Source organism: Sphaerothrix gracilis Ecp01 (assembly GCF_030405905.1).
Taxonomy (GTDB): Bacteria; Cyanobacteriota; Cyanobacteriia; order Phormidesmidales; family Phormidesmidaceae; genus Sphaerothrix; species Sphaerothrix gracilis.
Genome location: NZ_JASATW010000002.1, coordinates 288,073 through 312,083, shown reverse-complemented (window position 1 = coordinate 312,083; position 24,011 = coordinate 288,073). Strand labels below are relative to the sequence as shown.

Sequence of the window (24,011 nt, the reverse complement as noted above, 5' to 3'; positions counted from 1 at the left end):
CTAGAAGATCGGGAGGTCACCATTCCTCACAATCAGGTTTGGACGCAACCTGTGATCAATGCTAATCGTGGCCAGCTAGAGGCGCTGGTCGTCATTGAGTTCTACCTGAGTCACCAGGTTGATGTTGACCAAGTCATGCATATTCTGCGCCGCGTTGCCCAGACCAGCAAGTACACAGATTTGCGGTTTCCAATCTCAGTAGAGCTGAAGGAAAAGCCAGAATCGACTCAGTTCAGTTTGGAAGCCTATCCTATGGATATTCGCGATGAGACGGACTACCGCACTGACTTAACCAAACGAGCTAAGGCTATCTTCAGACAGCAAAATATCGCCTATCCGCCCCCTTTCAACCTGACAATACATACCTGATACAGTCAGCTCTCCCAAACTTGTTCCAAAGTACTGATGTTCGCGGTTCTTTTACACAGCATAATTTCCTTCCATAACAAATAAAAAACTGTATCTCCGGGTGGATGAGTCTAACGAGACTCATCTTTAAGATTCGTATAGATAGTTGGATGCAATAGATTTATCCCTTATGGAAAATAATCAAGAACAAAATAATCAAGGACAAGACATTCTAGATAAAGCCGATCGAAATGAGCAGGCAGTTGTTGCGGAAATCAAGGAAACCGTCACGGCTCCTCTCCCCTCACCGCCGCCAATGCAGCCAGAGTCGACTGCTTCAGACCTCAAGCAGCGTCTAGACTGGGGCGAGCCAGGACTGACCATTATTGATGTGCGTGAGCGTAGCGCTTACAACAAAGAGCGCATTACCGGAGCGATTCCCATGCCGATGTCTGAGCTAGCGGCTGGCGCTAAATCAGCCCTAGAAGCTAACCGGGACATTTATGTTTACGGTGAGTCAGACGAAGAGACTGGAAAAGCTGCCAATACCCTCTCAGAAGCGGGCTTTGCTAGCGTCGCTAGGCTCAAAGGCGGTCTACCTGCTTGGAAGGCAATTTCTGGGCCAACTGAAGGTCAAGTGGCTACTGTATAGGGCCAAGTAGATTAGTTTGGCAAAGCTGCTTAGTCAGCTTGCAGCCGCGATCGCCCGTAGAGAGGCGATCGCGGTTTGTTTTAGGGAGATGGCTCTGGCAAATCTGACTGCTCTAGATTCAGCAAAAGTCCTACGGCTAAAGGTGCCCGCACGATATCTAAAGGCTGTCCCCACTGCTGTAGTTCTGCGATCAGCGCCGTTTCTACCTTGGGTCGCTTACGGGCCAGCAGCAGCCAAACGCGGGAGCGATCGGGTAGCTGAGCCAAATCTTCCCGGTACTGCATTAGCTCCTCGGTGGTTAGGCTCCGATTGCTGGGGACAGGATGTGAACTCAGCCGTGTCGCCGCTGCCGGAAAGTTATAGCGCTGCCGGTAGTATAAAAACTGCTGCTTGGGACCGGGCAAGACATAGAGGCGATCGCCGGACTGCCAGTTGGCCTGCATATAATCCAGAACGGGACGAACGTGATCAAACAAAAAGCGATCGGGATCAGCCACCTTTAGGCCCATGCGACCCATCGGAAACACCAGTAGTGCCACCAGCGCCACCGCGCCCAAGACGGCCCGATAGCGCCGTTGCGCGGTGAGTTGCGTGACGCAGAAAGTGAGTCCCTCCGCCACAATCAGCAGGGAAAAGGGAGCTAGAAACAGAATCAACCGTCCCCGAAAGGGATACTGGTGTAAATAGCTTGCCGCCAGGGTGATCAGCAGCGGGGCATTCAGCAGGGCTAGCCGCCACCGATCTTGGCGATAGAGATAGACGCAGCCGCAGATAAAGACAACCGCGGCGATCGCGTCGGTAAAGCCTAAAAAGCCCAGCGGTTGATAGAAGAAACGCCCCATCGCGTCTAAGATCCAGACTAGATCAAACCAAGCTTCTGGATAGCGGGCCGCCCAGCTTGCAACCAGCCCTTCGTTGCTGAGAGCCTGCCGGATGACCCCAAAATATAGCAAAGCAAAGCTAGCCAGCCAGGTCACATAGATCGGCAGGCGATTGAGCAGCCAAGTTTGTAGCTGTGCGCGCGAGAGCTGCCATAGCCGCAGCCGCAGCAAGTTGACTAACTCCACGCTGGCCAGCACAAAAATACAGGGAAACGAGGCCCAAATACAGACCGCCCCGACCAGGCTGAGCCAGACGATGCGCTTAAGGCCCAGACGTAAATAGCTCAGCGGCGATAGCAGTAGAAATAGCCAAATCGCGATCGCTAAATCACTGATATAGGGCTTAACTTCACCCGCGTAGTAAACGGTGTATTCCAGGGAAGCAAACAGGGCGATTGCGATCGGTGTCGTGAGACCTGTGGTGAACCGCCGCGCTAGCTGGTAAAACAGCCCCAGTGAGAGGATGCCTGCTATCAGCGGCAGCAGCCGCAGCGCATATTCGTGATTGCCGAAAAGCTGAATCGCCAGCTTCTCTGCCCACAGAAACAAAGGCGGTGCCGCTTGACTGTTATCCAACTGCGCTAAAAGCTGACTGTAAGAACGGCTGGTCAAATTCATGGCCAAGCTGGCCTCATCAAACCAGAGGGAACGGTTAGCCGCATACTGAACCAAACGCGCCACTAAGCCAAACCCCAGCAATCCCAGGGAAAGCTGCTGGAATTGAGTCTGCTGCTTAGACAACTGAGGAGAAACTCGCCTGAATTTATTCGCTGCCAGCATAAATTTGGGAAAAGAGAATTAACAGCTCATTTGTAATTCTAGTTTTGCGTGAAGCTTTTATAAATTCAGAAGATGCTCGGATTGCCAGACGGGAGAAACCTGCGTTTAATGAATGTTAACTCCGGCCCAATTAAGGCTTAGACTGGCTCGGAGAGTAACGGGGTGCTGATCAGACGGTTTTCGTTGTTAATGACGAAGTCAATAACGAATTATCGTCCTACCAACTGTGTCATACCTCTACTAAAATCCATGTCACCTCGCCATCCGTCAGGTTCCGGCTGCCAGGCTGCCCACTGCTTTTCAATTAGAGATATTGCCGCCAGTCAGCAAGATCCCGTCCTGCTCGACGCCCTTTTTCACAACTGCAACTACGACTTTGAACAAGTCAGCACCATTCTCGATCCTGTGCTTTCAGCCCCTGCGGCTTGTCAGCTAACCTCCCTATATCTACAGGGCATTGTGGTTCAGCAGTCCGCTTTTCTAGTGACCAATCTCAATCCCAGACAGGTGATCACGGTGCTGCCTAAAAGCGCCAACTGGCTGCTAGGACGTAGCTCAAGCTGTGCCGTCACCATTGACCATGCAGAGGTTTCTCGCTGTCACGCTGCGATTGGCTTTGCCTATGGTCAGGGATTTTATCTAACTGATGTCGGCAGCGATCGCGGTACATGGCTCAACCGCCATCGCCTTGATGCTTTGGAGCGGCGTGCCTTGAAGCACGGTGACCTGCTGGAATTTGGCAGCCTGCGGATTGAATTTTTTATTAGCGGCGATGCTACTCAACTGCGGGATATGGAAGAAACCTGCTGTTAGAGACGGCGCTGATAGTGCATTCCGGGTAAATGGCTCACCAGTTTGAGGATTTCTAGCTGCGTCAGTGCGCTCAAAACTGTTCCTGTGGCCAACCCTGTTTTTTGCACAATTGTGTCTAAGGCTGTGGGTTCAGTCGTAACCTGGGTCATTACCTGGGAGAGGGGAGGGGCTAGTTCAGGCAGCGGCGGCATCGGTTCAACCGGGCTGAGCGGCGGCATTTTGCCGAGCTGAGCTAATAGCGTCTCTATTCCTAAAATGGGCTGCCCTCCCTGGTTGATCAGCCCCAAACTACCTTGTCCTCGCAGATTGTCCAGTGAACAGGGAAGAACGTAGACATCGCGGCCATACTCATTTGCTAATCGGGCTGTAATCAGTGCCCCAGAGCGCTCTGGCGCTTCCGTGACAATCACGGCCCGGCTCAGACCAGCAATAATGCGATTGCGGCGAGGAAAATGAACGCGGTTGGGGGCAGTCCCCAAGGGATACTCACTTATCAACAATCCTTCGGCCACAATCTGTTCATAAAGTCGGCGGTTGGCAGCCGGATAAACCTGATCTACCCCCGTGCCCAAAACAGCCACCGTCATGCCTTGCTGCTGTAAACACTGGTGATGGGCCACCGCGTCAATCCCATCCGCCAGCCCCGAAATGATAGGACAGCCCTGCTGTACCAGCGCCTGCGTTAGCTTGCGCGTCCAGCGTTTGCCATAGTCCGAGGGGCTGCGAGTGCCAACGATGCCAACGGGCAATCCCTGCCATGAGGCGATCGCTGCCTGCAGTTGTCCCCGATAGTACAAAACCGGGGGCGGGTCGGCAATTTCAAAGAGCAGGTTGGGGTAGGCGGCATCAGCGGGAGTGATAAATTCCTCACCGCGCTCTAGATGCTGATTTAGCAGTGACTCAGGTGCTTGCTGTCGCCCTTGACGCAGGGCGATTCCGAGCTGTCGGCCAATGCCCTCAACCGCCTGTAGTTGCTCAGGCGAGGCTACCCAAGCTGCTGATAGACTGCCAAAGTGCTCATAAATCCGCTTGAGTATGACAGGCCCAACGCCGCTAATCCTCGACCAGGCCAGCCAGTATGCCCTCTCTTCTATCACGCCTGCTTCCTTCTTTAGATGCTGGCTTTACTATGCCCAAGCTGGCAGCTCGGTTCGCAGCGCCCAGGCCATGAGCTATTGAGCCTGCTGCTCTAAATATTCAAATACGCTCTTATCGCCGATATCAGGCGGAATCGGCTGCACTGCCTTACGCACCGCAAAGACAAGAAACAAAACGACCCAGGCCGCTAGCAGCCAGCGCTCCCATAGCAGCGGCAGCCAGCCTAGCATGTGGCCTAAAAGTAAGCCAGGAACAATTAGCGTCAGCAGCAGGGTTTCTGGTCGCCCAAAGCAAAATGCCTCTTTGAAGAAGATGCCGGTCAGAGCGGCAAAGGTGAAGCCAACGCCCAGCAGGGTAAGGGGCTGCTGATAGAGGGTCAGTAGCAGAGGGCTGGGATAAGCGATCGCCAAGCCCAGCGAAGCCACTCCCCCAATCAGCCAAAACAGCTTCAGGGTTTGATGCAGCGGCTTCAGGTAAATGTGAATTTTGGTCAGGCTTACTCCTAGCGCCAGCCAGAAGCCGCCGTACAGCAGCGTCAGCACCTGGAGTACCCAAGGCTGGGATCCCCGCAGCCAGAACAGCGCGCTGCCAGCGGCAAAGCAGAGCGCCGCCAGACCTAAAGCGCCGCGATAAATCACGACTTCTTGCCGATCGGCTGCAGTAATTGAAAAGGGGCCAAACTGTCCCTGATAGACGGGTGATGTGATCTGTTCAGATACCATATGGCTCTCTCTGGGCTGGATCAAGACGGCTATCTCTATGGTAGCGATCGCCCCGCCAATCCCCTAGCCAAAGTTGCGTAAGGCAATGGGTAAATCAAAGGTGAAACAGGTCTGATTCTGACCGCTGCTGGCCTGAATCTCGCCCTGTAGGTGCAGCAGCAGCTTTTGAACCAGGGCCAGTCCTAGCCCAGTGCCTCCCTGCTTCCAGGGATCGGCGCTGGGTACGCGGTAAAACTTGTCAAAAATTCGCGGCATCTCCGCCGCCGGAATCTCGATGCCAGTGTTGGTGATGCAAAACTGCATCTGATCAGGCTTAGCGCGTTTGACCGCCAGGCAAATGTGGCCGCCGGGCGGCGTATACTTGCAGGCGTTGTTGAGCAGTTCAGCTATCACCCGCTCTAAGCTGGCCTCATCTGAGATTACTTTTTCGAGAGCTGCCGGAATTTGCAGCTCCAGCTGCTGCTGCCGACTCTTGGCCCTAGCCTGAAACCCGCTGACGATGCGAGGCAACCAGCTCTGCAGTTGAATGGGGCGAGGATGAATCGGATGATTGCCAACGTCGAGCCGCTGTAAATCCAGCAGGTCATTAATCAGGCTAATCTCGCGCTCGCATTCTTCCTGCAAAATCTGATAGTAGCGGGCAATCCGGCCCTGTTCAGTCTTAGACTTTCGCAGTTCGCTGTCGAGGTCGAACTCCTGATTCAGCGTCACTCCTAAAAGCTGCAGCGCTACTCGCATACTGGTAACGGGAGTTCTCAGCTCATGGGAAACCGTACTGAGAAAATCATCTTTGAGGGTATTGAGGCGCTCCAACTCTTCCACTTGGGACTGGGCTGCCTGATAGAGCCGCGCCTGACGAATAGCGATCGCGCACTGGTTGGCCACCTGCTGAACCAGGCGAATATCCACTTCGTTGAAGCCGTAGCTTTTGTCATTAATCAGCCAGAGATCGCCGAGTACGCCCCGATCGTCCAGGATGGGACAGGCAAACATGGCGACTCGCCCTCGCACCGGATTGGGAATAATTGAGCAAAACTGAAAGTACTGGCCTTCCAAAAGCTGGTGGTAGACCTCCGGAAACGCCTCCATCTGAGAGACACGTCCCTGCGAGGAAGACAGGGACGTGGTGTACTCGTAGTAGATAGTTGAGGTGCCTTGCTCTAGGTCATACAGGGCCGTATTGGAGCCTTTGGTGCCCAGTGCCTCAGTCAGTTCCTTGACGGCATTCTGTAAAATTTGTTTTTCATCTAGGCTATCGCGCACTCGATCGGTGATGCGCTTGAGGGTCGCTTCAAAATCCAAGACCGTCTGAAGCTGAGCTGTCCGCTGCTGTACTTCGGTCGCTAAGGTTTGATTGCTTACCTGCAGCTGCTGACGCTCTTGCCAGTGCTGCAGCATACGGCTAATAGCGGCTGATAGCGCATCTAGCGTCAGCAAAAAGTCGGCGGAGTCGGCGGGCTGAGCCGGAAACTGCAGAACAACCACTCCCCAAGGCCGCCGCGCTATCTGCAGCGGCATCACGTAGCTCACCGGGACAGAGGACTGACTAGCCGATGACAGGGCCGAGTTTTGATCTAGAACCTGACTCGTCTGCTGCTGCCGGGCGGTTTGGCTAATTTTAGCTAAGCCTAGCTCTGTCAGCGATCGCGCCTGTAACGGCGGCAGTTCTGAACGGCTTGCTTCTGCCAAGGCAGGCTGCACCGGATCGTCGGCATAAACCAAAACCCGCTCAGCCTGCAAACTCACCTGCAGCAGCGCTGCTGTATCCTGCCAAAAGTCGGTGAGGCTTTGACTAGCCAAGCATTGCAGCGCGATCGCCCCTACCAGCTTCTCTACGTCAAAGCCAGCGTCGTTAGTTGCCCCTACTGGCTGAGAGGCAACCGTCTCGGCTGAGGAACTATCAGCAACAACGTCGAAAGAGGATGAAGGAATCATAAGCAGCAAAGGAATGCCAACTGGAAAAGACAATGCGGCATACTGACGCTAAGCCTATTGGCCGAGCAGCTTAACAGGTTTGTAAGTTCACTATTCCCGGATCTCCGCAAAAATGACCAGTTTTTGCCGGAAATCATAAAGCTTCTTTATCCCAAGCCCGCAATTGAACGTAAACCAGCAACAGGGCGATCGCCATCAGGACTGTAGCCGCTGCTGCCGCGTAGCCAAAATCAAACTGAGCAAAGGCCTGCTCATAGATGTAGTAGACCAGAATATTGGTCGAGTTTAACGGTCCGCCGCCGGTAATGACATAGACCTGCTCGAAACTGCGTAAGGTAAAAATGACCGTTGTGACTGCCGCAAAGATTAAAGTAGGGCGCAGCCCTGGCAGGGTGATATGCCAAAATTTTTGCCAGATTCCAGCTCCATCTAGCTCTGCCGCTTCATAGCGCGTCAGCGGAATCGCCTGTAGTCCAGCCAGAAAAACCACCATATTGAAGCCAATCTGTTTCCAAATGCTGAGCAGGATCAAAACGGGCATAGCCCAAACGGGGCTGCTCAACCAGGGAATCGCGTCAGCCCCCAGGCTAATCAGCAAATTGTTGACCGGGCCGTCCGGCTGAAACAGCCAGCGGAATCCCAGACCCGCGGCCACGAGGGAGGTGATAGAAGGAATAAAGTAGGCCGCTCGCAGTAGCCCCCGTAGGACAGCAACCTGATTGAGCAAAACGGCCAGCCCTAGTGGTAGTACCAGACTGGGCAAGACGGTGGCAATTGTGAAGTAGGCCGTATTGGCCAACACCTGCCAAAAATCTGGATCACTCAGCAGCCGCAAATAGTTCTGGCCGCCCTGCCAGTGCACGCCAGCGCGCGTAAAGCTGCCCGTTGTAAAGCTGAGATAAAACAGATAGACAATCGGCCAAATGACGAAGATTCCCAACAGCACCAGAGCCGGAGCCAGTAACAGCCAGGCAGTTGTGGTTTCATAGCTCAGCCAGCGAGACTTGGAAGTCATATCTCGGTATTCACCCAGCGTCACTCTTCAGCCTATCCCTAAACCCCAACGATGGCGAGTTGGGGCCGGTTTTCCTCTCTGCGGCTGAAAACTGCAAAAACATCGACAAAAAACATTGACGCCAATGCTGTCACCAAGGGCAAAGCCTGGGACAATCAATAAGCTGTGAGCAAGCTTTTGTCATGTCCCCTGACGGCGTCAATATTTCGATTGTTTCACCTTTGCCAGAGTGGTTACTGGCGGCTCAGCCTCAACAACTGCGCTTGGGCGTCATGGCTTCTGGTAACGGCAGCAACCTGGAGGCGATCGCAGAAGCGATCGCCAGCGGCCAGCTCAATGCCAAAATTCAGGTGCTGATCTATAACAATCCAGCGGCTAAAGTAGCTCAGCGGGCAGAACGCTGGGGTATTCCGGCGGTGCTGCTCGATCACCGCGCTTTTCCTAGCCGAGAGCTGTTAGATGCCGCCATTATTCAAACCCTGCTGGAGTGCGAGGCCGACTGGGTGATTATGGCAGGCTGGATGCGCCGCGTCACCCAGGTTTTAATTGAGGCTTTTCCGCAGCGAATTTTGAACATTCATCCCAGCTTGCTGCCCAGCTTTCCGGGGATGCGAGCAGTAGAGCAAGCGATCGCCGCCGGCGTCAAAATTTCTGGCTGTACGGTTCACCTGGTTGAACTGGCTGTCGATAGCGGCCCGATTGTGATGCAGGCGGCGGTCCCTGTGTTGCCAGCAGATACGGCGGCGACCCTGCAGGCTCGGATTCAGCAGCAAGAACACCGCATCTATCCCCCGGCGATCGCCCTGGCAGCCCAGCAGCTCTCTGATGGGTCGGAGGACTCATCGCTATTCTGAAGGGAGGTGATGGTTCGATATTTTAGCTATTCGCTATCAAAGCGTCGCATCAGATAAGCTACGCCAAAGTCACCGTTGGGGTGACTTTCTAGCTTCTCGGCCAAGGCAAATACCTGATGCGCTAAGTCTGGCCCCAATTTTTCGATAGTGGCCTGCCGTTCGCGCTCTGCCTGTTCCAGCTCCCGGATGCGGTTTTGCCACTCGCTGGCAAAAACTAACCCGATCTGAGTGTGCAGTCCGATCTGCTGCAATACCTGCCACTCACCGCGATCGCACCAAATCCCCTTACAGTTGGGACAGCGCTCTACATAGAAAGCCTTATGTTTCAGATTGACTCGGGCGCGAACCAGGTAGTGGCTACAGTCGGGGCAAAGCGCGGCGCGGTTATCAAGCGCAGCTGGCTCAAAGTCCAGATCCATCATGCTGGGCGCTTTGTCTATTTGTTCTACCGGCGCGGGCTGAGGCTGGGTCGCCTGCCAACGGCTGTAGTCTTCTGGCGCAATCCAGCTGCCTTGACACTCTGGACAACCATAGGCTGCCGGGCCTGCTGATAGATCTCCGGCTACCAGCGACACCCCTTTTTGCTTCGGACACTCCACTGAAACTGTCTCCCTTGCCTACCTGCGATCGCAACAGTAGAAAAACTCTACCATTTCATCCGCCTTCGCGAATTGAACGACCGGCTAAAAGCGCCTCACAGAACTGATTTAGACTCATGAGCCGCTGCTGAATCTGCGCCTGTCGCTGCTGCTGCTTCGCCGACTGCCGCGCTGCTTGTAAAAAGCTGATATCTACGGCCAAGAGCCGCATCAGCCGGTTCATTTCAGTCTGGTAAGCCTGTAGCTGAGTTTGCGCCGCTGCCGTGAGATGACGATCTGCAAGCGGTAAAATCTGCTGCTGAAAGTCCTGCTGCAGTCTTAGAAAATGGACCTGCAGCGTTTGGGCATCTGGATTGGGCTGAGTGACCTGAGCGGCGAACTGACGTAGCTCAGAGTGGAAATGAGTCAGAACTTGCTGGGAGGCCGGTGAGAGCATTGACGAATTTAGAACTGCACGACTAATGGCGATAACATGCTTCAAATTGAGAGTTTGTCTATCATTAGATAAATAAGCTTTAACTTTATCGCCCCTCGTCTGTCTTGCGTAGACGGCGATCCCTATAATCTGAGCCTCTATGGCTCTCAAATAATCAGTTTAGTCGCTAGCTAAACTGATTAGCTAAAAAGCTTTCCGCTGTAGCTCCACTGCCGCTTACCCATATCCCGGCAGGCTTTTTTGCTCAGTTCTAGGCGAACAGTAGACAGCAGCCAACCCTACTTTTCTCTGGCTCTCTGAGCAGCTTAATCTCTGTCAATGCAGTAAGATCTTCAAAATCTCGTCTTCCCTAATGCTCTCGGCAATAAAGGCTATGAATGTTGCTATCGCTCCCGCAATTCCCACCGACTTTACCCTACCGGATTGGCTGCAAGAATGTTTGGTTAGCCAGCAGAAAATTGCTAATGGTGAACTCACTGCGGAGTCGATTGAAGACGATCGCGCTAACAGCAAGCTGGTTTGCCAAGCCTTTGACTTTGCCTATCAGCTCCACCAGGGTCAAAACCGCGCTTCCGGGGAGCCTTATATTTGCCATCCGGTAGCGGTAGCAGGGCTGCTGCGCGATCTCGGCGGCGATAGCGCCATGATTGCCGCGGGTTTTCTGCATGACATTGTGGAAGATACGGTCGTGACGCCAGAGGAAATTGAGCAGCACTTTGGCGAAGAAGTGCGACAGCTCGTAGAGGGCGTGACTAAGCTCTCTAAGTTCAACTTTCACAGCAAAACCGAGCGTCAGGCTGAGAATTTTCGCCGCATGTTCCTGGCGATGGCCCAGGATATCCGCGTGATTGTGGTGAAGCTGGCCGATCGCTTGCACAACATGCGCACCCTAGAGCATTTGCCCCCCGCTAAGCAGCAGCGCATTGCCCAGGAAACGCTGGAAATTTTTGCCCCTCTATCGAACCGATTAGGGATTGGGCGGCTGAAGTGGGAGCTAGAAGACCTGTGCTTTAAATATTTAGAGCCAGAGGCCTATCGGCAAATGCAGGTGTATGTAACCGAGAAACGCACCGATCGCGAAGCGCGACTGAAGCAGGTGGCTGAAACCCTGCGCGATCGCCTCAGACATCTCGGCGTCCATTGTTTTGATGTCAGCAGCCGTCCGAAGCACCTGTATGGCATTTACCGCAAGATGCAGCGTCAGGGAAAAGACTTTCACGAAATTTACGACGTTGCCGCAATTCGGCTGATTGTGGGCACTCACGAAGAATGCTACCGCGCCTTAGCCGTAGTCCATGACGCCTTTCGGCCCATTCCAGGACGCTTCAAAGACTACATCGGCCTGCCCAAGCCCAACCGCTATCAGTCGTTACATACGGTGGTGATTGGAACCCACGGTCGCCCGATTGAGGTACAGATTCGTACCCTAGAAATGCACCACATTGCCGAGTACGGCATTGCGGCTCACTGGAAATATAAAGAAACCGGAGCTTCCAGCAATAAGAAACTGACGGCAGAGGACGAGAAGTTTACCTGGCTGCGACAGCTGCTGGAGTGGCAGCGCGATCTCAACGACGCTCAGGAATTTCTTGATGATGTCAAGGGCAATCTATTCGACGAAGATGTCTACGTCTTCACCCCTGATGGCGACGTCGTTTCGCTATCACGGGCCGCCACGCCGGTTGACTTTGCCTATCGCATTCACACTGAAGTGGGCAACCACTGTGCTGGGGCTAAGGTGAACGGTCGCATCGTCACTTTAGACACCCAGTTGCAAAACGGCGATATTGTGGAAATTATCGTCCAGAAAAACAGCCACCCCAGCCTCGACTGGCTCAACTTTGTGGTGACGGCCAGCGCCCGCAACCGGATTCGGCAGTGGTATAAGCGATCGCACCGGGATGAAAATATGGCCCGGGGCCGCGACATGCTGGAGAAAGAGCTGGGCAAAAGCGGCTTTGAGTCGCTGCTGAAGTCAGGTCCGGCCCGGATTGCGGCTGAGCGCTGCAATTATCCCTGCGTAGACGATTTACTGGCGGGGCTAGGCTACGGTGAAGTGACGCTGAATCTAGTGGTCAACCGCCTGCGAGAAGCGGTCAAAGCCCAGCAGCCGATTGAAAACGAATCCAGCAGCCTTGAGACGGCAGAATTTCATACGTCCACTTTTAGTCCTTCCGGGCGATCGCAGCCCAGCAGCCAAGAATCGCCAATTTTAGGCATTGAAGGGCTGCTGCACCACATTGCTGGCTGCTGCAATCCCCTGCCGGGTGAGCCGATCATTGGCATTGTTGGCTTAGGCAGTCGCGGCATTGCTGTACACCGTCAGGGCTGTCCTAATATCAAAGATATTCCGGGCGATCGCCTAATTCCGGTAAGCTGGAACCTACAGGACTCTAGTAGTGGGCGGCCCCCGACCTATCCGGTACAGCTCAAAATTGAGGTGATTGACCGGGTGGGGGTAATGAAGGACATTCTCTCTCACCTATCTGACCTCAAGATCAACGTGCACAGCGCTCAGGTGAAAACCTATCCGGGGCAAATTGCCGAAATTGACCTGGGTATTGACGTGCGCGATCACGCCCAGCTAGAGCAAACCCTGCACCAGTTGCGCAAAATGACCGACGTGCTGAAGCTGCGACGGGTGAGTCAGGTAGAACACTAAGGACTTATGGCCCATCCTCATCTGTGGCATCCGTTTACCCAGGCCAAAACGGCAGCCGAGCCGCTCAAGGTCAAGTCCGGTCAAGGGGCTTGGCTGACTTTAGAAAGCGGCCAAAAGGTCTTAGACTGCATCTCTAGCTGGTGGGTGAATACTCACGGTCATGCGCATCCCCGCATTGCCGCCGCGATCTACCAGCAGGCCCAAATTTTAGAGCAGGTTATCTTTGCCGGGTTCACCCACGACCCAGCAGAGCAGATTGCCACTCGCCTGGTTGAGCGCCTGCCGGGAGCGCTGAGCCGAGTTTTCTTTTCAGATAACGGCTCAACAGCGGTGGAAGTGGCGCTGAAAATGGCCTATCAGTATTGGCACAATCAAGGCCAGGGCCGCGATCGCTTTTTAGCTTTTGAAGGGGCTTATCATGGCGATACCTTCGGCGCAATGGCGGTTGGAGCCAGGTCGCCTTTTACGGCTGCTTTCAACGAGCTACTGTTTCAGGTAGACTTTGTCCCCTTCCCGGCGACTCACTGGAACGATGAAACGGTGGAACAGAAAGAGGCGGAGGCGATCGCAGCTATTGCTGAGAAGCTGGCCACCGAACGCTATGCCGCTGTGATTCTGGAACCTCTGGTGCAGGGCGCGGGGGGGATGCGTATCTGTCGGCCCCAGTTTTTGCAGCAGCTCCAGGCGATCGCCCGTCAGCATGACACGCTGCTAATTTTTGATGAGGTAATGACGGGTTTTGGCCGTACGGGTGACTGGTTTGCCTGTAGCCGCGCGGCGGTGGAGCCGGATATTATTTGTCTGTCCAAGGGGCTGACCGGCGGATTTTTGCCTTTAGCCGTCACGGTTTGCCACGAAAAAATCTACGCCGCGTTCTACAGTGACGATGCCCAAAAGGCGCTCTATCACGGCCACAGTTTCACCGCTAATCCTCTGGGCTGTGCTGCCGCCTTGGCTTCCCTAGAGATCCTGATAGAAACTGAAGCGGCCTTTCGCGGATTGGAGGCTCGCCATCGGCAGCGGTTGGCTCACCTAGCCGAGCAGCCTAAAGTAGAAAAAATTCGCTGTCTGGGGGCGATCGCGGCAATGGATTTGACCACTGCTGGTCAAACAGGCTATTTCAATCAGATTGGCCTCAAGATCCGGCAGCGAGCCTTGGATAAAGGCTTGTTATTGCGGCCCCTGGGCAATGTGCTGTACCTGCTGCTGCCCTACTGCATCACCGATGATGAGCTGGATTTGATCTACACGGGCATTGAGGAAATTTTGCTGGATGTATAAGTCATCACCAGTTTTCGCCCATCTGTAGTATCCGCTACGTTTAACATTTCTTATCTATCTCATAGGAACATCACATCTTTAATTGATATTTTCTATCTATGGCGGATAACCCATGCCGCAAGAATTTTAGCTATTCGGCTGCTGGCAATCGTTCAGTCCCATTAGTCACAAATCTTTAATTGCTAGCAGCCCATGACAAAATTCTGTAAAAGTTTCTGGACGGGTAGCCATAGTTATGCTTTGACAGGTAGAATTCTGAACAAGCCACTTCATAAATGGTTACACACCCATGACAGCAGTCCTTCAGCGCACCCAAGCTCCCGAAAAAGTAGTTACAGGCCCGTCAGAATCTATGCACCACGTGGTAATCATCGGTGGCGGTTTTGGTGGCCTTTATGCAGCTAAATCTCTGGGCAAAGCTCCAGTCAAGGTAACGCTGATTGACAAACGCAACTTCCACTTATTTCAGCCACTGCTTTATCAGGTGGCAACGGGTGGACTCTCAGCCGGAGATATTTCTTCGCCACTGCGCTCGGTGCTCAGCGACCAGAAAAACACCCGCGTCCTAATGGGCGAAGTTATCCGCGTCAATCCTGATGAGCGCCAGGTATTCCTCAAGAACGGTGAAGTTGTGCCCTACGACAGCCTGATTGTGGCTACAGGCGTCAGTCATCACTACTTTGGCCGGGACGAATGGGCGGACATTGCCCCTGGCATGAAGACGGTCGAGGATGCGCTAGAAGTGCGGCGACGGATTTTCCTGGCTTTTGAAGCGGCTGAGAAGGAAACTGATCCGCAAAAGCGTAAAGCCCTGCAAACTTTCGTGGTTGTAGGCGGCGGCCCGACTGGCGTGGAGCTAGCCGGGGCGCTAGCTGAACTGGCCCTAGGGACGCTCAAGGAGGACTTCCGCAACATTGACACAACGCAGACTAAAATCCTGCTGGTCGAGGGTATGGATCGGGTGCTGCCGCCCTATCCGGCTGAACTCTCAGCCAAGGCCCAAAAGTCGCTGGAAAAGCTAGGGGTCACGGTTCAGACGAATTCCCTAGTGACTAACATTGAAGGCGATATCGTCACGATTAAAAGCGGCGATCAGCTAGAGCAGCTCCAGGCCTATACCGTTCTGTGGGCGGCAGGCGTCAAGGCTTCGCCGATGGGCAAGGCGATCGCTGACTGCACAGGCGCGGAGCTAGATCGAGTAGGCCGCGTTATGGTGGAGCCGGACTTCAGCATCAAGGACTATCCTAATCTTTACGTGGTGGGGGACTTAGCCCACTACGCGCATCAGGGCGATCGCCCGCTGCCCGGCGTTGCTTCTGTAGCCATGCAGCAGGGTGAGCATATTGCCAAGGTAATTCGCAAACGTCTAGTCGGTGAGGAAGCGCCCACGTTCGTTTACAAGGACAAGGGCAGCATGGCGGTGATTGGTCGCAACGCGGCGGTTGCCAACATCGGCACCTTGAAGATGTGGGGCTTTCCGGCGTGGCTGACCTGGATTATTGTCCACATCTATTTCCTAATCGAGTTTGATAACAAGCTGTTGGTACTGACCCAGTGGGCCTGGAACTATTTCACCCGTAAGCGCGGCGTCCGTCTGATTACCGGCCATGACGAAATTCCCTCAGTCGCCGATCAGGTTGCCCGCGAGATGGAAACTGAGCTAATCAAGCCACAAGAAGTGGTGAATGCTTAGCTGAGCTACCTGTCGGCGACTCTAGATCGGCGCTCAATTTAGAGCATCACAAGGGGTTAAGTTTATCCAGCCGTCTGGAGCTGTACGCTAGGCTAGGGGTAAGTTTCTCTTGCCCATCGGCCTATGCAAATTCATCTCAAAATTTGGCGGCAGCCCGGAACCGAACAGCCGGGGCACTTTGTAACTTATACGGTGCCGGACGCCCACGCCGATATGTCTTTCTTGGAGCTGCTTGATGTTTTAAACGAGCAGCTCATTCATCAGGGGCAAGACCCCGTTGAGTTTGATCATGACTGCCGGGAAGGGATCTGTGGTTCCTGCGGCATGGTGATCAACGGACAGGCCCACGGCCCCCAGCGTCAAACGGCGGCCTGTCAACTGCACTTGCGACACTTCCAGGATGGAGCCGTACTGGTGGTAGAACCCTGGCGGGCAAAGGCTTTCCCTGTGATTAAAGACCTCGTGGTCGATCGCTCTGCTTTTGATCGCATCATGGCAGCAGCCGGCTATATCTCGGTCAATACTGGGGCCGCGCCGGAAGCCAATACCCTGCCTGTGGCCAAAGATAAAGCCGATCTGGCGTTTGACTATGCGGCCTGTATTGGCTGCGGTGCCTGCGTGGCGGCCTGCCCCAATGCCTCAGCCTCCCTCTTTACGGCGGCCAAGATTGCTCACTTGTCGCTACTGCCCCAAGGCCACCCCGAACGGCAGCCCCGCGTCCTGAAAATGACTCAGCAAATGACCCAGGAAGGCTTCGGTGACTGCTCTAATCATGGCGAATGCGAGGCGGTTTGCCCCAAAGGAATTTCAATCAGCGCCATTGCTCGGATGCGGCGGGAATATGTGCGAGCGGAATTCAGTTAGAAAATACGGGCTGCAAGATAGATAGCCGCGAAGCTTAAAAACGCTGGCGGGTAAGGCAGTCAGCAGTAGCTCAGCTTTTCGTCCATACCCGGATCTGACCGTTCCAGCCGCCGCTGACAACAGTTTTGCTATCAGGGGCAAAGGCAACTGACCAAATCCAGCCTTCGTGACCCTGTAAAACGGCGATCAGCTTGCCGCTGTCGATGTGCCAAAGGCGGACGGTTTTGTCACTGCTAGCCGTGGCTAACAGGCGACCGTCGGGACTGAACTTAATGCTATTGACCGCCTGGGAGTGCGCCCGAAAGCGACTAATCAGGCGTCCGCTGTTAATTTTCCAGAAGATAATGTCGCAGTCAGCGCTGGCGCTAGCGGCTAACCAGCCATTGGGGCTAACGGCAACTGACAAGACTTCTGCCTGATGTCCTTCAAGCCGATGCCGTGGGCCGTTTTTCGACAGCGGATAAATTTGACTCGTGTGCTCCTGACTGCCCGTGATCAGCGTTTTCCCGTCGGGGGCGATCGCGATCGCTCGTACCCAGTGATCGTGCAGTGACAGGGTTTCTAGAAGCTGACCCGTTTCGACCTGCCAGATTTTGACTGTGTGATCTTGACTGCCTGTAAACAGGTATTGGCCGTCAGGGCTGAAGGTGACACAGCGAACAAAGTCGGCGTGTCCCGTCAGGATAGATTTTTGCTCGCCCGTGAGCGGATCCCAGAGCCGCGCGGTTTTGTCATTGCTGACGCTGGCTAAGAGGCTGCCGCCCGGACTGAACGCGATCGCTCGCACCCAGCCCTCATGGCCCACCAAGACCTGTCGAAGCTGGCCGGTAGATAAGCTCCAGAGGCGCACTGTCTTGTCGCCGCTGCCACTGGCCATCCAGCGTCCATTGGGACTGACGGCTACGCTACGCACCCAGCTAGTGTGGGCCTGCAGACGGTGAACGCAGCGCCAACCGCCTGCTAAGCGAGCGGCGGACGGTGCTTCAGTTTTAGCAGGTTCTAGAGGCGTAAATTGTCGGTAAGCCGGACGACGATGGGGGCCAAATGAATCTGGCTGAACAGGAGCCATAGAGCAAGTCATTGTCACAACTAGACATTTCGGCAGTTTCCCAATTGCAGTTTTAAGCCAAGGCGGGAAATGGCTGAAATTGACTACACCCTGAAAGCAGACATTTCCCCTCAAATTTAATTTTGGTAGAGAAAGTGTTAGGCAATACTACCCCGTTTGCGGGCTTCTTTGTAGGAAGTGCCAACGTTACGCAGTCCGGCCCGAATCATCTGCTGCTCTAGTAGCGCAAAAAAGCGGGCGCGATCGCCCCCTCGCACGACCGCCTGATTGTGCGCTTCTGCCAGTGCTACCGGATAGCCATAGCCCTTTTGTACCTGAGCCAGGGTAATACTCAGGGCCGTCTCCAGCAGCGCCGTATCCTCAGCCACCCAGGCGGGCATCTCTACCCGCGCCACTTCCGAACCGACATGCACATAGCAAAAGTAAATAGCATGAGGTCCGTACTGAGACAAGATTTCCGCCGAGCTGCGCCACAGCGGACTGCGCTCTCCCGGCTGCAGCAGCACAGACCAAAGAGCCACATCTCGCAGCGGCTCGAATACCTGACAGGGAGCCTGATCGCGCCTATCGGCACAGTGCTTGAGACAGTTAGGTTCAGGATAGGGACAGCTCTCCAGCTTCAGAAAGTTCAGCGCCTCCCCGCTGCGGGAGGCACTGAGATAGCCCACCAGCGGCACTCCTATCGCCTGTAGGCTGTCCCATGCTTGCAGAATCGGCTGCAAAATGCGATCGCGCGCCTCCCCCGGCAGCGGCTCCAAAAACCAGTAAATCAGCGACCCATCCACCATCGCCAACTGCGGCACCTGTCCCCCAGACTGCGGCTCTGCCCCCAAAAAGTCCAACTGCCGCCCCTGATTTTTCCCATCTCCTCCATCTTTCCTATCCTCCTCACTACCGCCATCCCCGCGTTCCCACGTTCCCCCTTTTGCCTGTCCCAACTCCGCCAGCACCACCGCCTCAGCCACCGTCCGCCGATAGCCCATCCACTCCTCTGTACTGATGCCCCACTGCCGCGAGACATACAGTTCCTCAGCCCGATAAATCACTTCTGGCAGGCTGTCTAAGAGGGGATGACGCCCCTGACCGTAGTGCAATTGAATCCGGCCCACGTTAATTAAATAGCAGTAAGCAATCTCATGATGGCTGGGTGAGATTTGCGATCCATCGGTGGCAATGACGCTGTGGGCAACAGCAGCCTGGGGAATGAGGCTACGGGTAGAGAGAGGTTCAACTGGCTCTGCGACGGTAAACGTCATGCGATCGCGCCACTGGTGAAGCTGGGCCCGACGCTCTACCTGATGCTGCTGGGCCTGCTGCATGAGCCGCTCTGCCTTTTCGATGCGTAAACGAGCGGCGGCAGCCTCTCGTGTCAAGTGATCGCTGATGCCCTGCATCTGCTGGGCAATTTTCATTAAATCCAGCATTCTAGACCTACAGCCAAGCTGAGAACTCTTGTACTAATTGCGATAAGGATAACAAATGCAGGCGCGAGTCATTGCGCGCGATCGCGCGATCGCTCTCTGTGTTGTAGCCCCAATCTGCTAAAAACAGCTCGGCCTGACACAAATCTTCTGCCTGCTGGACTTTCTGCAGCGTATTGACTCGATCTTCAATAAACCAAACGCCTGCAGCCTCTGACCTCGACGCCTGCTGGGCTAGCTGACGTAGGGTTTGTGCTTTGGGCTGCTGCACCTCTTTGCCAAAGATCTGGGCTGACGGAAAAGCTAAGCCTTGCTGCTGCAAAAGCTGATGGATAAAGCGCCCTTCCTTAGTGCTGATAATGACAACAGCTAAATCAGCAGTCAAGCACTGCTGCAAACGCTCTAGAACGCCTGAGTAAAAACGATGCTGGGCCAGCCAATCATCCAGGTCAGACTTGATCCAGTCATCCCGAACGCTGTCTACCGCGCTCATGGCGGCGTCGCTGCTGACGGGTGACTGACTCACCGTGGCTTTTGATAATGTCGGCCAGTTCTGTAAAACCGCTGTGGGACTTGCACCCTGAATTAAGGCTCTGAGCAAAATGGGCATTTCCCACCCGGTTTCAATCACAGGTCGCAAGGGATAGAACTGCTCGGCCAGCCTAACTGGCGGCTCTGCTGGAGCGTCGGGAAATAGCCGCTGATAGGCCCGCCAGGCGGTTTGAAAATATTCAATGAGGCCGTCACAAATAACCCCATCAAAGTCAAAGGCCAAGAGCGAGGGCTGAAGATGTGTCATAGAGAACCAAAAGAAGCTGCTTCCTTATTCTGCGGGCCAGCGGCTACTTGACAAGCTCAGATGGTTTTAGGACAGCCACACGGATGGCTAAATTCAAAGGCAGCAAAACTTCAAATTCGGTGCCCTAGGCCGTTTCCTCAGGGCAGTAGCAGGGCGATGGCAAAATGAGCTGTCCTTGATGCCGATTGACCACAATATCTCGACCAATCGATAATCTCACTCTCGTTCCCTAGCCGTTAGCCATCAGTAGCTGATGCACATCAAGCAATAAATATTTTTCTACTTGCCTATTAAATTAAGGTTAACGACCGGCGCAATTGTTCCTGGCAGTGGCAAGATCTTCTTGCAAACTCTGCCCCAGACGGCTGATTCTGAGTAGCTGCAGCGAGCCGGGCGATCGCGTCCAATCATAATTTCTGCCTAGCGATATCAGCAAAACTAGGGCGCTCTCCCACTCCTGGTAGTCGTGAGATTCTCGGTTTTCAGGTAAGTTATGTAGATAACATTTCTCGCCAATTTTCCCAGGCAGCGATCGCTAGCTCCGCTCATACCGTCTCAACTTTTATCTCTATGCCGTGGTCTCGAATTATTAGCGGATTTATTGCGATCGCACTGGCGCTAATGCTGACTGTGCTAGGGGGGTGGTATTTCACCGTTGGCTTTGGCATCGTTGTTTTTCTAGGACAGCTAGAAATTTTCCGCCTGGTTCGAGCTAAGGGAATTTTGCCTGCCGCCAAAATTACAATGGCCGTCAGCCAGATTTTGCTAATTGCCTCTTTTCTCGCCCCGCCGCTGGCCGATGCTATTTTGCCGCTGGCCGGTACCTTTATTTGCTTCTATCTGCTGTTTCAGCCCAAATTTGCCACCATTGCCGATGTGGCTGCATCAATTCTGGGCCTGTTCTATGGCGGCTATTTGCCGAGTTTTTGGATCCGCCTGCGTCAGCTAGAAACCGCCACCACCAGCAACCTGCCTCTGTCAGGATACTGGCCCCATAGCTGGCCGACGATTCAAGAGCTGCCCCAGGGACTCAGTGCTACTCTGGTGGCTTTTGCCTGTATCTGGGCGGCAGATATCGGCGCTTATGCGATGGGCCGTCTGTTTGGCAAAACGCCCCTATCTAATATCAGTCCCAAAAAGACGGTTGAAGGCGCTGTTTTTGGGCTGGCTGGCAGCATCAGCATCGGTATTGCTGGGGCTTGGGTGCTGCAGTGGCCGCTTTGGAGTCTGGCGGGTACGGCCTTGGGAATGCTCATCGGTGTTTCTAGCCTTTTAGGCGATTTGACCGAGTCTTTGATGAAGCGCGATGCCGGGGTGAAAGATTCTGGTCAGCTAATTCCAGGGCATGGCGGCATTTTAGATCGCACCGACAGCTATGTGTTTACGGCACCGCTGGTCTACTACTTCGTGACCTTGCTGCTGCCGCTGTTGCCGACTCTCTAAATCTTGTTGCCGCTATGCAGATTCGCGATCGCCCCCAGGCTGTACTCTAACGCTGCCCTGACACTTTAGCTGACCGTCTTCTAAGGCAAAGTGCTGAATTTCAACATCGGCTCCCAGATCAACCTGCAGCCCCTCCAATTCCGTCAGCGGTAGACCCGTCGGCGCTTCAATATCTTCTAAAAGCTGGGGCTGGAGTAGCGTCAGTAGCCGTTCCTGCTGAATTTGCAAGCGGGTGCGCAAGACGAGGGAAGCCTGAGTCTTTTGGTCGTGCAGGCTGATGGTTAAAACCTCTCCTCGGACGTGTCCGCTGCCTTTCAAGCAGTCGAGCGGTACTGCTGCGATCGCTTCTAGCCGCTGAGCAAGTGGTTCAGAAACGCGATCGCCCCGGCGATAGATCTTAACTAGAAAGTTTTGCAGGGCTTCGGCCATCGTGGTTGTCTGTAGTGAGGCATTGAGATCAGACTGGCTGAGAACTACCCGTCCCGTGATTAAAAACGGGCTTAAAAGCTGCAGCGCCTTGCCTCGCATTACCTGCCCTAGGTTGACATGAATATCAGTCGCTATCAGGCTCACTCGCCCTAGCTGTAAGCCGCGATAGATCGCCCCATCGGCTGACAAGTTAACTTGGGTTACCTGGCCACGCAGCAGGCAGCGATCGCTGCTGCTAATTTTGAACTGCAAATTTTCAGCCTGCTCGATCTGGGTCTGCAGCCAAAGCCGCAGCGCTGGCGATAAAACACGGCTGATCAGACGGCTACCTCTAACTGTTTTGGGCTGTGCTGACTGGGTATTGGCCTGCGTTTTTGAGCAATCTGGCATTGAGTCCATAGATCTTGTCGTACGCTATGCGGCAAAACTGTCTGGCTCTAGACCGGAAAGTTTCTTGTCAAGGATGACACAAATTTTCCCCGTTCTATCAGTGATTAAACTGACCCAGTTTTTGGGATCGCTAGTCAGCGCTTCCTGATATTTTCGGGGATCGCAATGTCATAAATCTGTGACATTGCGATCCCCGAATGGCTGATTATTTCGTTAAATCCCTGAAACGCCAAAGTTTCCAGACTTGATCTACCGTCAGATTTCTGTAATATTGTTTTACAAATGCGATCCCGAAGAGATTGCAAATATCCAGTCGGCCATCTTCCGGCAGTTTGGTGACAGTTGGGTGAGTCTGCTGGGTTAGTTCTAAAGCACCTATCAAAGAAGCATTAAGGAGATTCAGTTTATGACTCAGGAACGCCCCCCACTCGAAGAGATGACGCTACGACAGCTCCGCCGGGTTGCCAGCGAGTGCGAAGTTTCTCGTTATAGCCGAATGCGCAAAGTTGAGCTGATTGCGGCTATTCAAGCCGTGCAGGCAAAGCGTACGCTGTCTACTCCCGTACCGATGGCCACCGAGGGGCAGTCGGAAGTTGAAGCCGCCAAGTTTGACATGGCGACTGAGGAACCAACGCCCGACGTATTAGCCACTGTAGATGAAGGGCTGGCTGATTTACCTTCTGGTTACGGCGAGAGCCGGATTGTATTGATGCCTCGTGATCCCCAATGGGCTTACGCTTACTGGGATATTCCTAACGAGCACAAAGAAGAACTGCGCCGACAGGGTGGTATTCGTTTGGCACTCCGCTTTTATGACGTCACCAACATGAAGCTGGAGAATCGGACGCCCCACAGCCTACAGCAGTACGAATGCGATGAACTAGCGCGGGAGTGGTATGTTCCAGTTCCGGTCAGCGATCGCGATTATATTGCTGAAATTGGCTACGTTTGCGGCGATGGCCGCTGGCTGGTGCTAGCCCGCTCTACGCCGGTTCGGGTACCGCCGGTTTATCCCTCTGACTGGGTTGAAGATCAGTTCATCACCGTTGGCTGGAATGAGGATCTGCGCGGTAAGACCTTTGCTAACCTGGTGCCGCCCAGCAAGCGGATGGAGATGAACGGTAATCTGCATGACAACGTCTTTGACATGGCAAAAGCGGCTGAAGCCCAACGGATGGCTGGCTCGCTGTTTGGCTCCATGCAGCACGTCCCTGGCTCTGTCTATGGCTCCATGCAGATGGCGGCTCCTGAACAAGCCGTTAGCTCTTACGTCTTCCCTTCTGGGGTCGGCATGTGGGCTGGCGCCACCGCTTCTGGCATGGGCATGACTATGTCCGGTGCGGGCATGGGCATGGGTATGATGGGCCTAACAATGTCGGGCGTTGGCATGGGGATGTCGGGCGTCGGTATGGGCCTCAATATGTCTGGTGTCGGGCTAAACATGTCAGGCGTAGGCTTCTCGGCTTCGGCCCCGCCGATTCGCCCACGTAAGTTTTGGCTAGTTGCGGATGCTGAACTGATTGTTTACGGCGCTACCGAGCCAGATGCCACCGTCACAATCGGGGGACGTCCGATTAAGCTCAACCCCGATGGCACCTTCCGCTTCCAAATGTCATTCCAGGATGGTCTAATCGACTATCCAATCATGGCGGTGGCGGCTGACGGCGAGCAAACTCGCTCGGTACACATGAAGTTTGAGCGGGAAACCCCTTCGCGCAACACCAACACCAAGGCGGAAGCGGTTGAAGAGTGGTTGAGCTAAGTGCCTTCTGATTTCGGTTGCTGAATCGCATCACTACTGATTCAGCCGCCTCCCTCTAGGGGGAG

At 54.2% G+C, this 24,011-nt stretch carries 20 protein-coding genes and 1 pseudogene; 10 read left to right on the top strand and 11 right to left on the bottom strand.

Annotation, left to right across the window (positions count from 1 at the left end):
* Both QJQ48_RS03255 and QJQ48_RS03250 read left to right on the top strand, forming a co-directional pair.
* Positions 1 to 369: pseudogene (locus QJQ48_RS03255) on the top strand (mechanosensitive ion channel family protein); the annotation flags it as partial.
* 169 nt (positions 370 to 538) lie between these two features.
* Complete coding sequence (locus tag QJQ48_RS03250) at positions 539 to 1,000, top strand: rhodanese-like domain-containing protein (protein ID WP_346289750.1); 462 nt, start codon at positions 539 to 541, stop codon at positions 998 to 1,000.
* Between the two features lie 80 nt (positions 1,001 to 1,080).
* Here QJQ48_RS03250 and QJQ48_RS03245 read toward each other — a convergent pair whose 3' ends face one another.
* Positions 1,081 to 2,622: a glycosyltransferase family 39 protein gene (locus QJQ48_RS03245; RefSeq protein ID WP_346289749.1), complete on the bottom strand. Its 1,542-nt coding sequence runs from the start codon at positions 2,620 to 2,622 to the stop codon at positions 1,081 to 1,083.
* 288 nt (positions 2,623 to 2,910) lie between these two features.
* Between QJQ48_RS03245 and QJQ48_RS03240 the strand changes: the two genes are divergently transcribed.
* Positions 2,911 to 3,474: an FHA domain-containing protein gene (locus QJQ48_RS03240; RefSeq protein ID WP_346289748.1), complete on the top strand. Its 564-nt coding sequence runs from the start codon at positions 2,911 to 2,913 to the stop codon at positions 3,472 to 3,474.
* On the opposite strand, the gene dprA is transcribed toward QJQ48_RS03240, so the two are convergent.
* The 4 genes from dprA to QJQ48_RS03220 all read right to left on the bottom strand — a co-directional run bounded on the left by dprA (position 3,471) and on the right by QJQ48_RS03220 (position 8,244).
* Positions 3,471 to 4,571 (bottom strand): DNA-processing protein DprA, encoded by a 1,101-nt coding sequence (dprA, locus tag QJQ48_RS03235; protein WP_346289747.1) that lies wholly within the window; start codon positions 4,569 to 4,571, stop codon positions 3,471 to 3,473. The genes QJQ48_RS03240 and dprA overlap by 4 nt on opposite strands.
* Positions 4,572 to 4,646: 75 nt before the next feature.
* Positions 4,647 to 5,294: a DUF2301 domain-containing membrane protein gene (locus QJQ48_RS03230; protein ID WP_346289746.1), complete on the bottom strand. Its 648-nt coding sequence runs from the start codon at positions 5,292 to 5,294 to the stop codon at positions 4,647 to 4,649.
* A 63-nt stretch (positions 5,295 to 5,357) separates the two neighbouring features.
* Complete coding sequence (locus QJQ48_RS03225; protein ID WP_346289745.1) at positions 5,358 to 7,229, bottom strand: GAF domain-containing sensor histidine kinase; 1,872 nt, start codon at positions 7,227 to 7,229, stop codon at positions 5,358 to 5,360.
* 133 nt (positions 7,230 to 7,362) lie between these two features.
* Positions 7,363 to 8,244, bottom strand: coding sequence for a carbohydrate ABC transporter permease (locus QJQ48_RS03220; protein ID WP_346289744.1), 882 nt, complete (start codon positions 8,242 to 8,244; stop codon positions 7,363 to 7,365).
* Between the two features lie 182 nt (positions 8,245 to 8,426).
* On the opposite strand from QJQ48_RS03220, the gene purN reads away from it, so the two are divergent.
* Complete coding sequence (gene purN, locus QJQ48_RS03215; protein ID WP_346289743.1) at positions 8,427 to 9,098, top strand: phosphoribosylglycinamide formyltransferase; 672 nt, start codon at positions 8,427 to 8,429, stop codon at positions 9,096 to 9,098.
* Positions 9,099 to 9,124: 26 nt separating this feature from the next.
* On the opposite strand, the gene QJQ48_RS03210 is transcribed toward purN, so the two are convergent.
* Together QJQ48_RS03210 and patD are read right to left on the bottom strand one after the other, a co-directional pair.
* On the bottom strand, positions 9,125 to 9,697 hold the full coding sequence (locus QJQ48_RS03210; RefSeq protein WP_346289742.1) for a TFIIB-type zinc ribbon-containing protein: 573 nt from the start codon (positions 9,695 to 9,697) through the stop codon (positions 9,125 to 9,127).
* A 55-nt stretch (positions 9,698 to 9,752) separates the two neighbouring features.
* Positions 9,753 to 10,133, bottom strand: a complete 381-nt coding sequence (gene patD, locus QJQ48_RS03205; protein WP_346289741.1) for a heterocyst frequency control protein PatD — start codon at positions 10,131 to 10,133, stop codon at positions 9,753 to 9,755.
* Between the two features lie 373 nt (positions 10,134 to 10,506).
* Between patD and QJQ48_RS03200 the strand changes: the two genes are divergently transcribed.
* The 4 genes from QJQ48_RS03200 (at position 10,507) to QJQ48_RS03185 (ending at position 16,633) form a co-directional block, all read left to right on the top strand.
* Positions 10,507 to 12,795: a RelA/SpoT family protein gene (locus QJQ48_RS03200; protein ID WP_346289740.1), complete on the top strand. Its 2,289-nt coding sequence runs from the start codon at positions 10,507 to 10,509 to the stop codon at positions 12,793 to 12,795.
* A gap of 6 nt (positions 12,796 to 12,801) precedes the next feature.
* A complete protein-coding gene (gene bioA / locus QJQ48_RS03195; RefSeq protein ID WP_346289739.1) occupies positions 12,802 to 14,076 on the top strand; it encodes an adenosylmethionine--8-amino-7-oxononanoate transaminase in 1,275 nt (424 codons plus the stop codon).
* Between the two features lie 289 nt (positions 14,077 to 14,365).
* Positions 14,366 to 15,769 carry an NAD(P)/FAD-dependent oxidoreductase gene (locus QJQ48_RS03190; RefSeq protein WP_346289738.1) on the top strand — a complete coding sequence of 468 codons (1,404 nt, stop codon included), beginning with the start codon at positions 14,366 to 14,368 and terminating at the stop codon, positions 15,767 to 15,769.
* Positions 15,770 to 15,892: 123 nt separating this feature from the next.
* Positions 15,893 to 16,633 carry a succinate dehydrogenase/fumarate reductase iron-sulfur subunit gene (locus QJQ48_RS03185; RefSeq protein ID WP_346289737.1) on the top strand — a complete coding sequence of 247 codons (741 nt, stop codon included), beginning with the start codon at positions 15,893 to 15,895 and terminating at the stop codon, positions 16,631 to 16,633.
* Positions 16,634 to 16,703: 70 nt separating this feature from the next.
* Here QJQ48_RS03185 and QJQ48_RS03180 read toward each other — a convergent pair whose 3' ends face one another.
* The 3 genes from QJQ48_RS03180 to QJQ48_RS03170 all read right to left on the bottom strand — a co-directional run bounded on the left by QJQ48_RS03180 (position 16,704) and on the right by QJQ48_RS03170 (position 19,922).
* Positions 16,704 to 17,702 carry a WD40 repeat domain-containing protein gene (locus tag QJQ48_RS03180; RefSeq protein ID WP_346289736.1) on the bottom strand — a complete coding sequence of 333 codons (999 nt, stop codon included), beginning with the start codon at positions 17,700 to 17,702 and terminating at the stop codon, positions 16,704 to 16,706.
* Between the two features lie 137 nt (positions 17,703 to 17,839).
* Positions 17,840 to 19,126 (bottom strand): DNA double-strand break repair nuclease NurA, encoded by a 1,287-nt coding sequence (locus QJQ48_RS03175; protein WP_346289735.1) that lies wholly within the window; start codon positions 19,124 to 19,126, stop codon positions 17,840 to 17,842.
* A gap of 7 nt (positions 19,127 to 19,133) precedes the next feature.
* On the bottom strand, positions 19,134 to 19,922 hold the full coding sequence (locus QJQ48_RS03170) for an HAD family hydrolase (protein WP_346289734.1): 789 nt from the start codon (positions 19,920 to 19,922) through the stop codon (positions 19,134 to 19,136).
* A gap of 570 nt (positions 19,923 to 20,492) precedes the next feature.
* On the opposite strand from QJQ48_RS03170, the gene QJQ48_RS03165 reads away from it, so the two are divergent.
* Positions 20,493 to 21,365 (top strand): phosphatidate cytidylyltransferase, encoded by an 873-nt coding sequence (locus QJQ48_RS03165; RefSeq protein ID WP_346289733.1) that lies wholly within the window; start codon positions 20,493 to 20,495, stop codon positions 21,363 to 21,365.
* Positions 21,366 to 21,377: 12 nt separating this feature from the next.
* On the opposite strand, the gene QJQ48_RS03160 is transcribed toward QJQ48_RS03165, so the two are convergent.
* Entirely contained in the window at positions 21,378 to 22,184 is an 807-nt protein-coding gene (locus QJQ48_RS03160; RefSeq protein ID WP_346289732.1) for an LmeA family phospholipid-binding protein, read from the bottom strand.
* A gap of 406 nt (positions 22,185 to 22,590) precedes the next feature.
* Between QJQ48_RS03160 and QJQ48_RS03155 the strand changes: the two genes are divergently transcribed.
* Positions 22,591 to 23,946, top strand: a complete 1,356-nt coding sequence (locus QJQ48_RS03155) for a DUF4912 domain-containing protein (RefSeq protein ID WP_346289731.1) — start codon at positions 22,591 to 22,593, stop codon at positions 23,944 to 23,946.
* Positions 23,947 to 24,011: the final 65 nt, after the last annotated feature.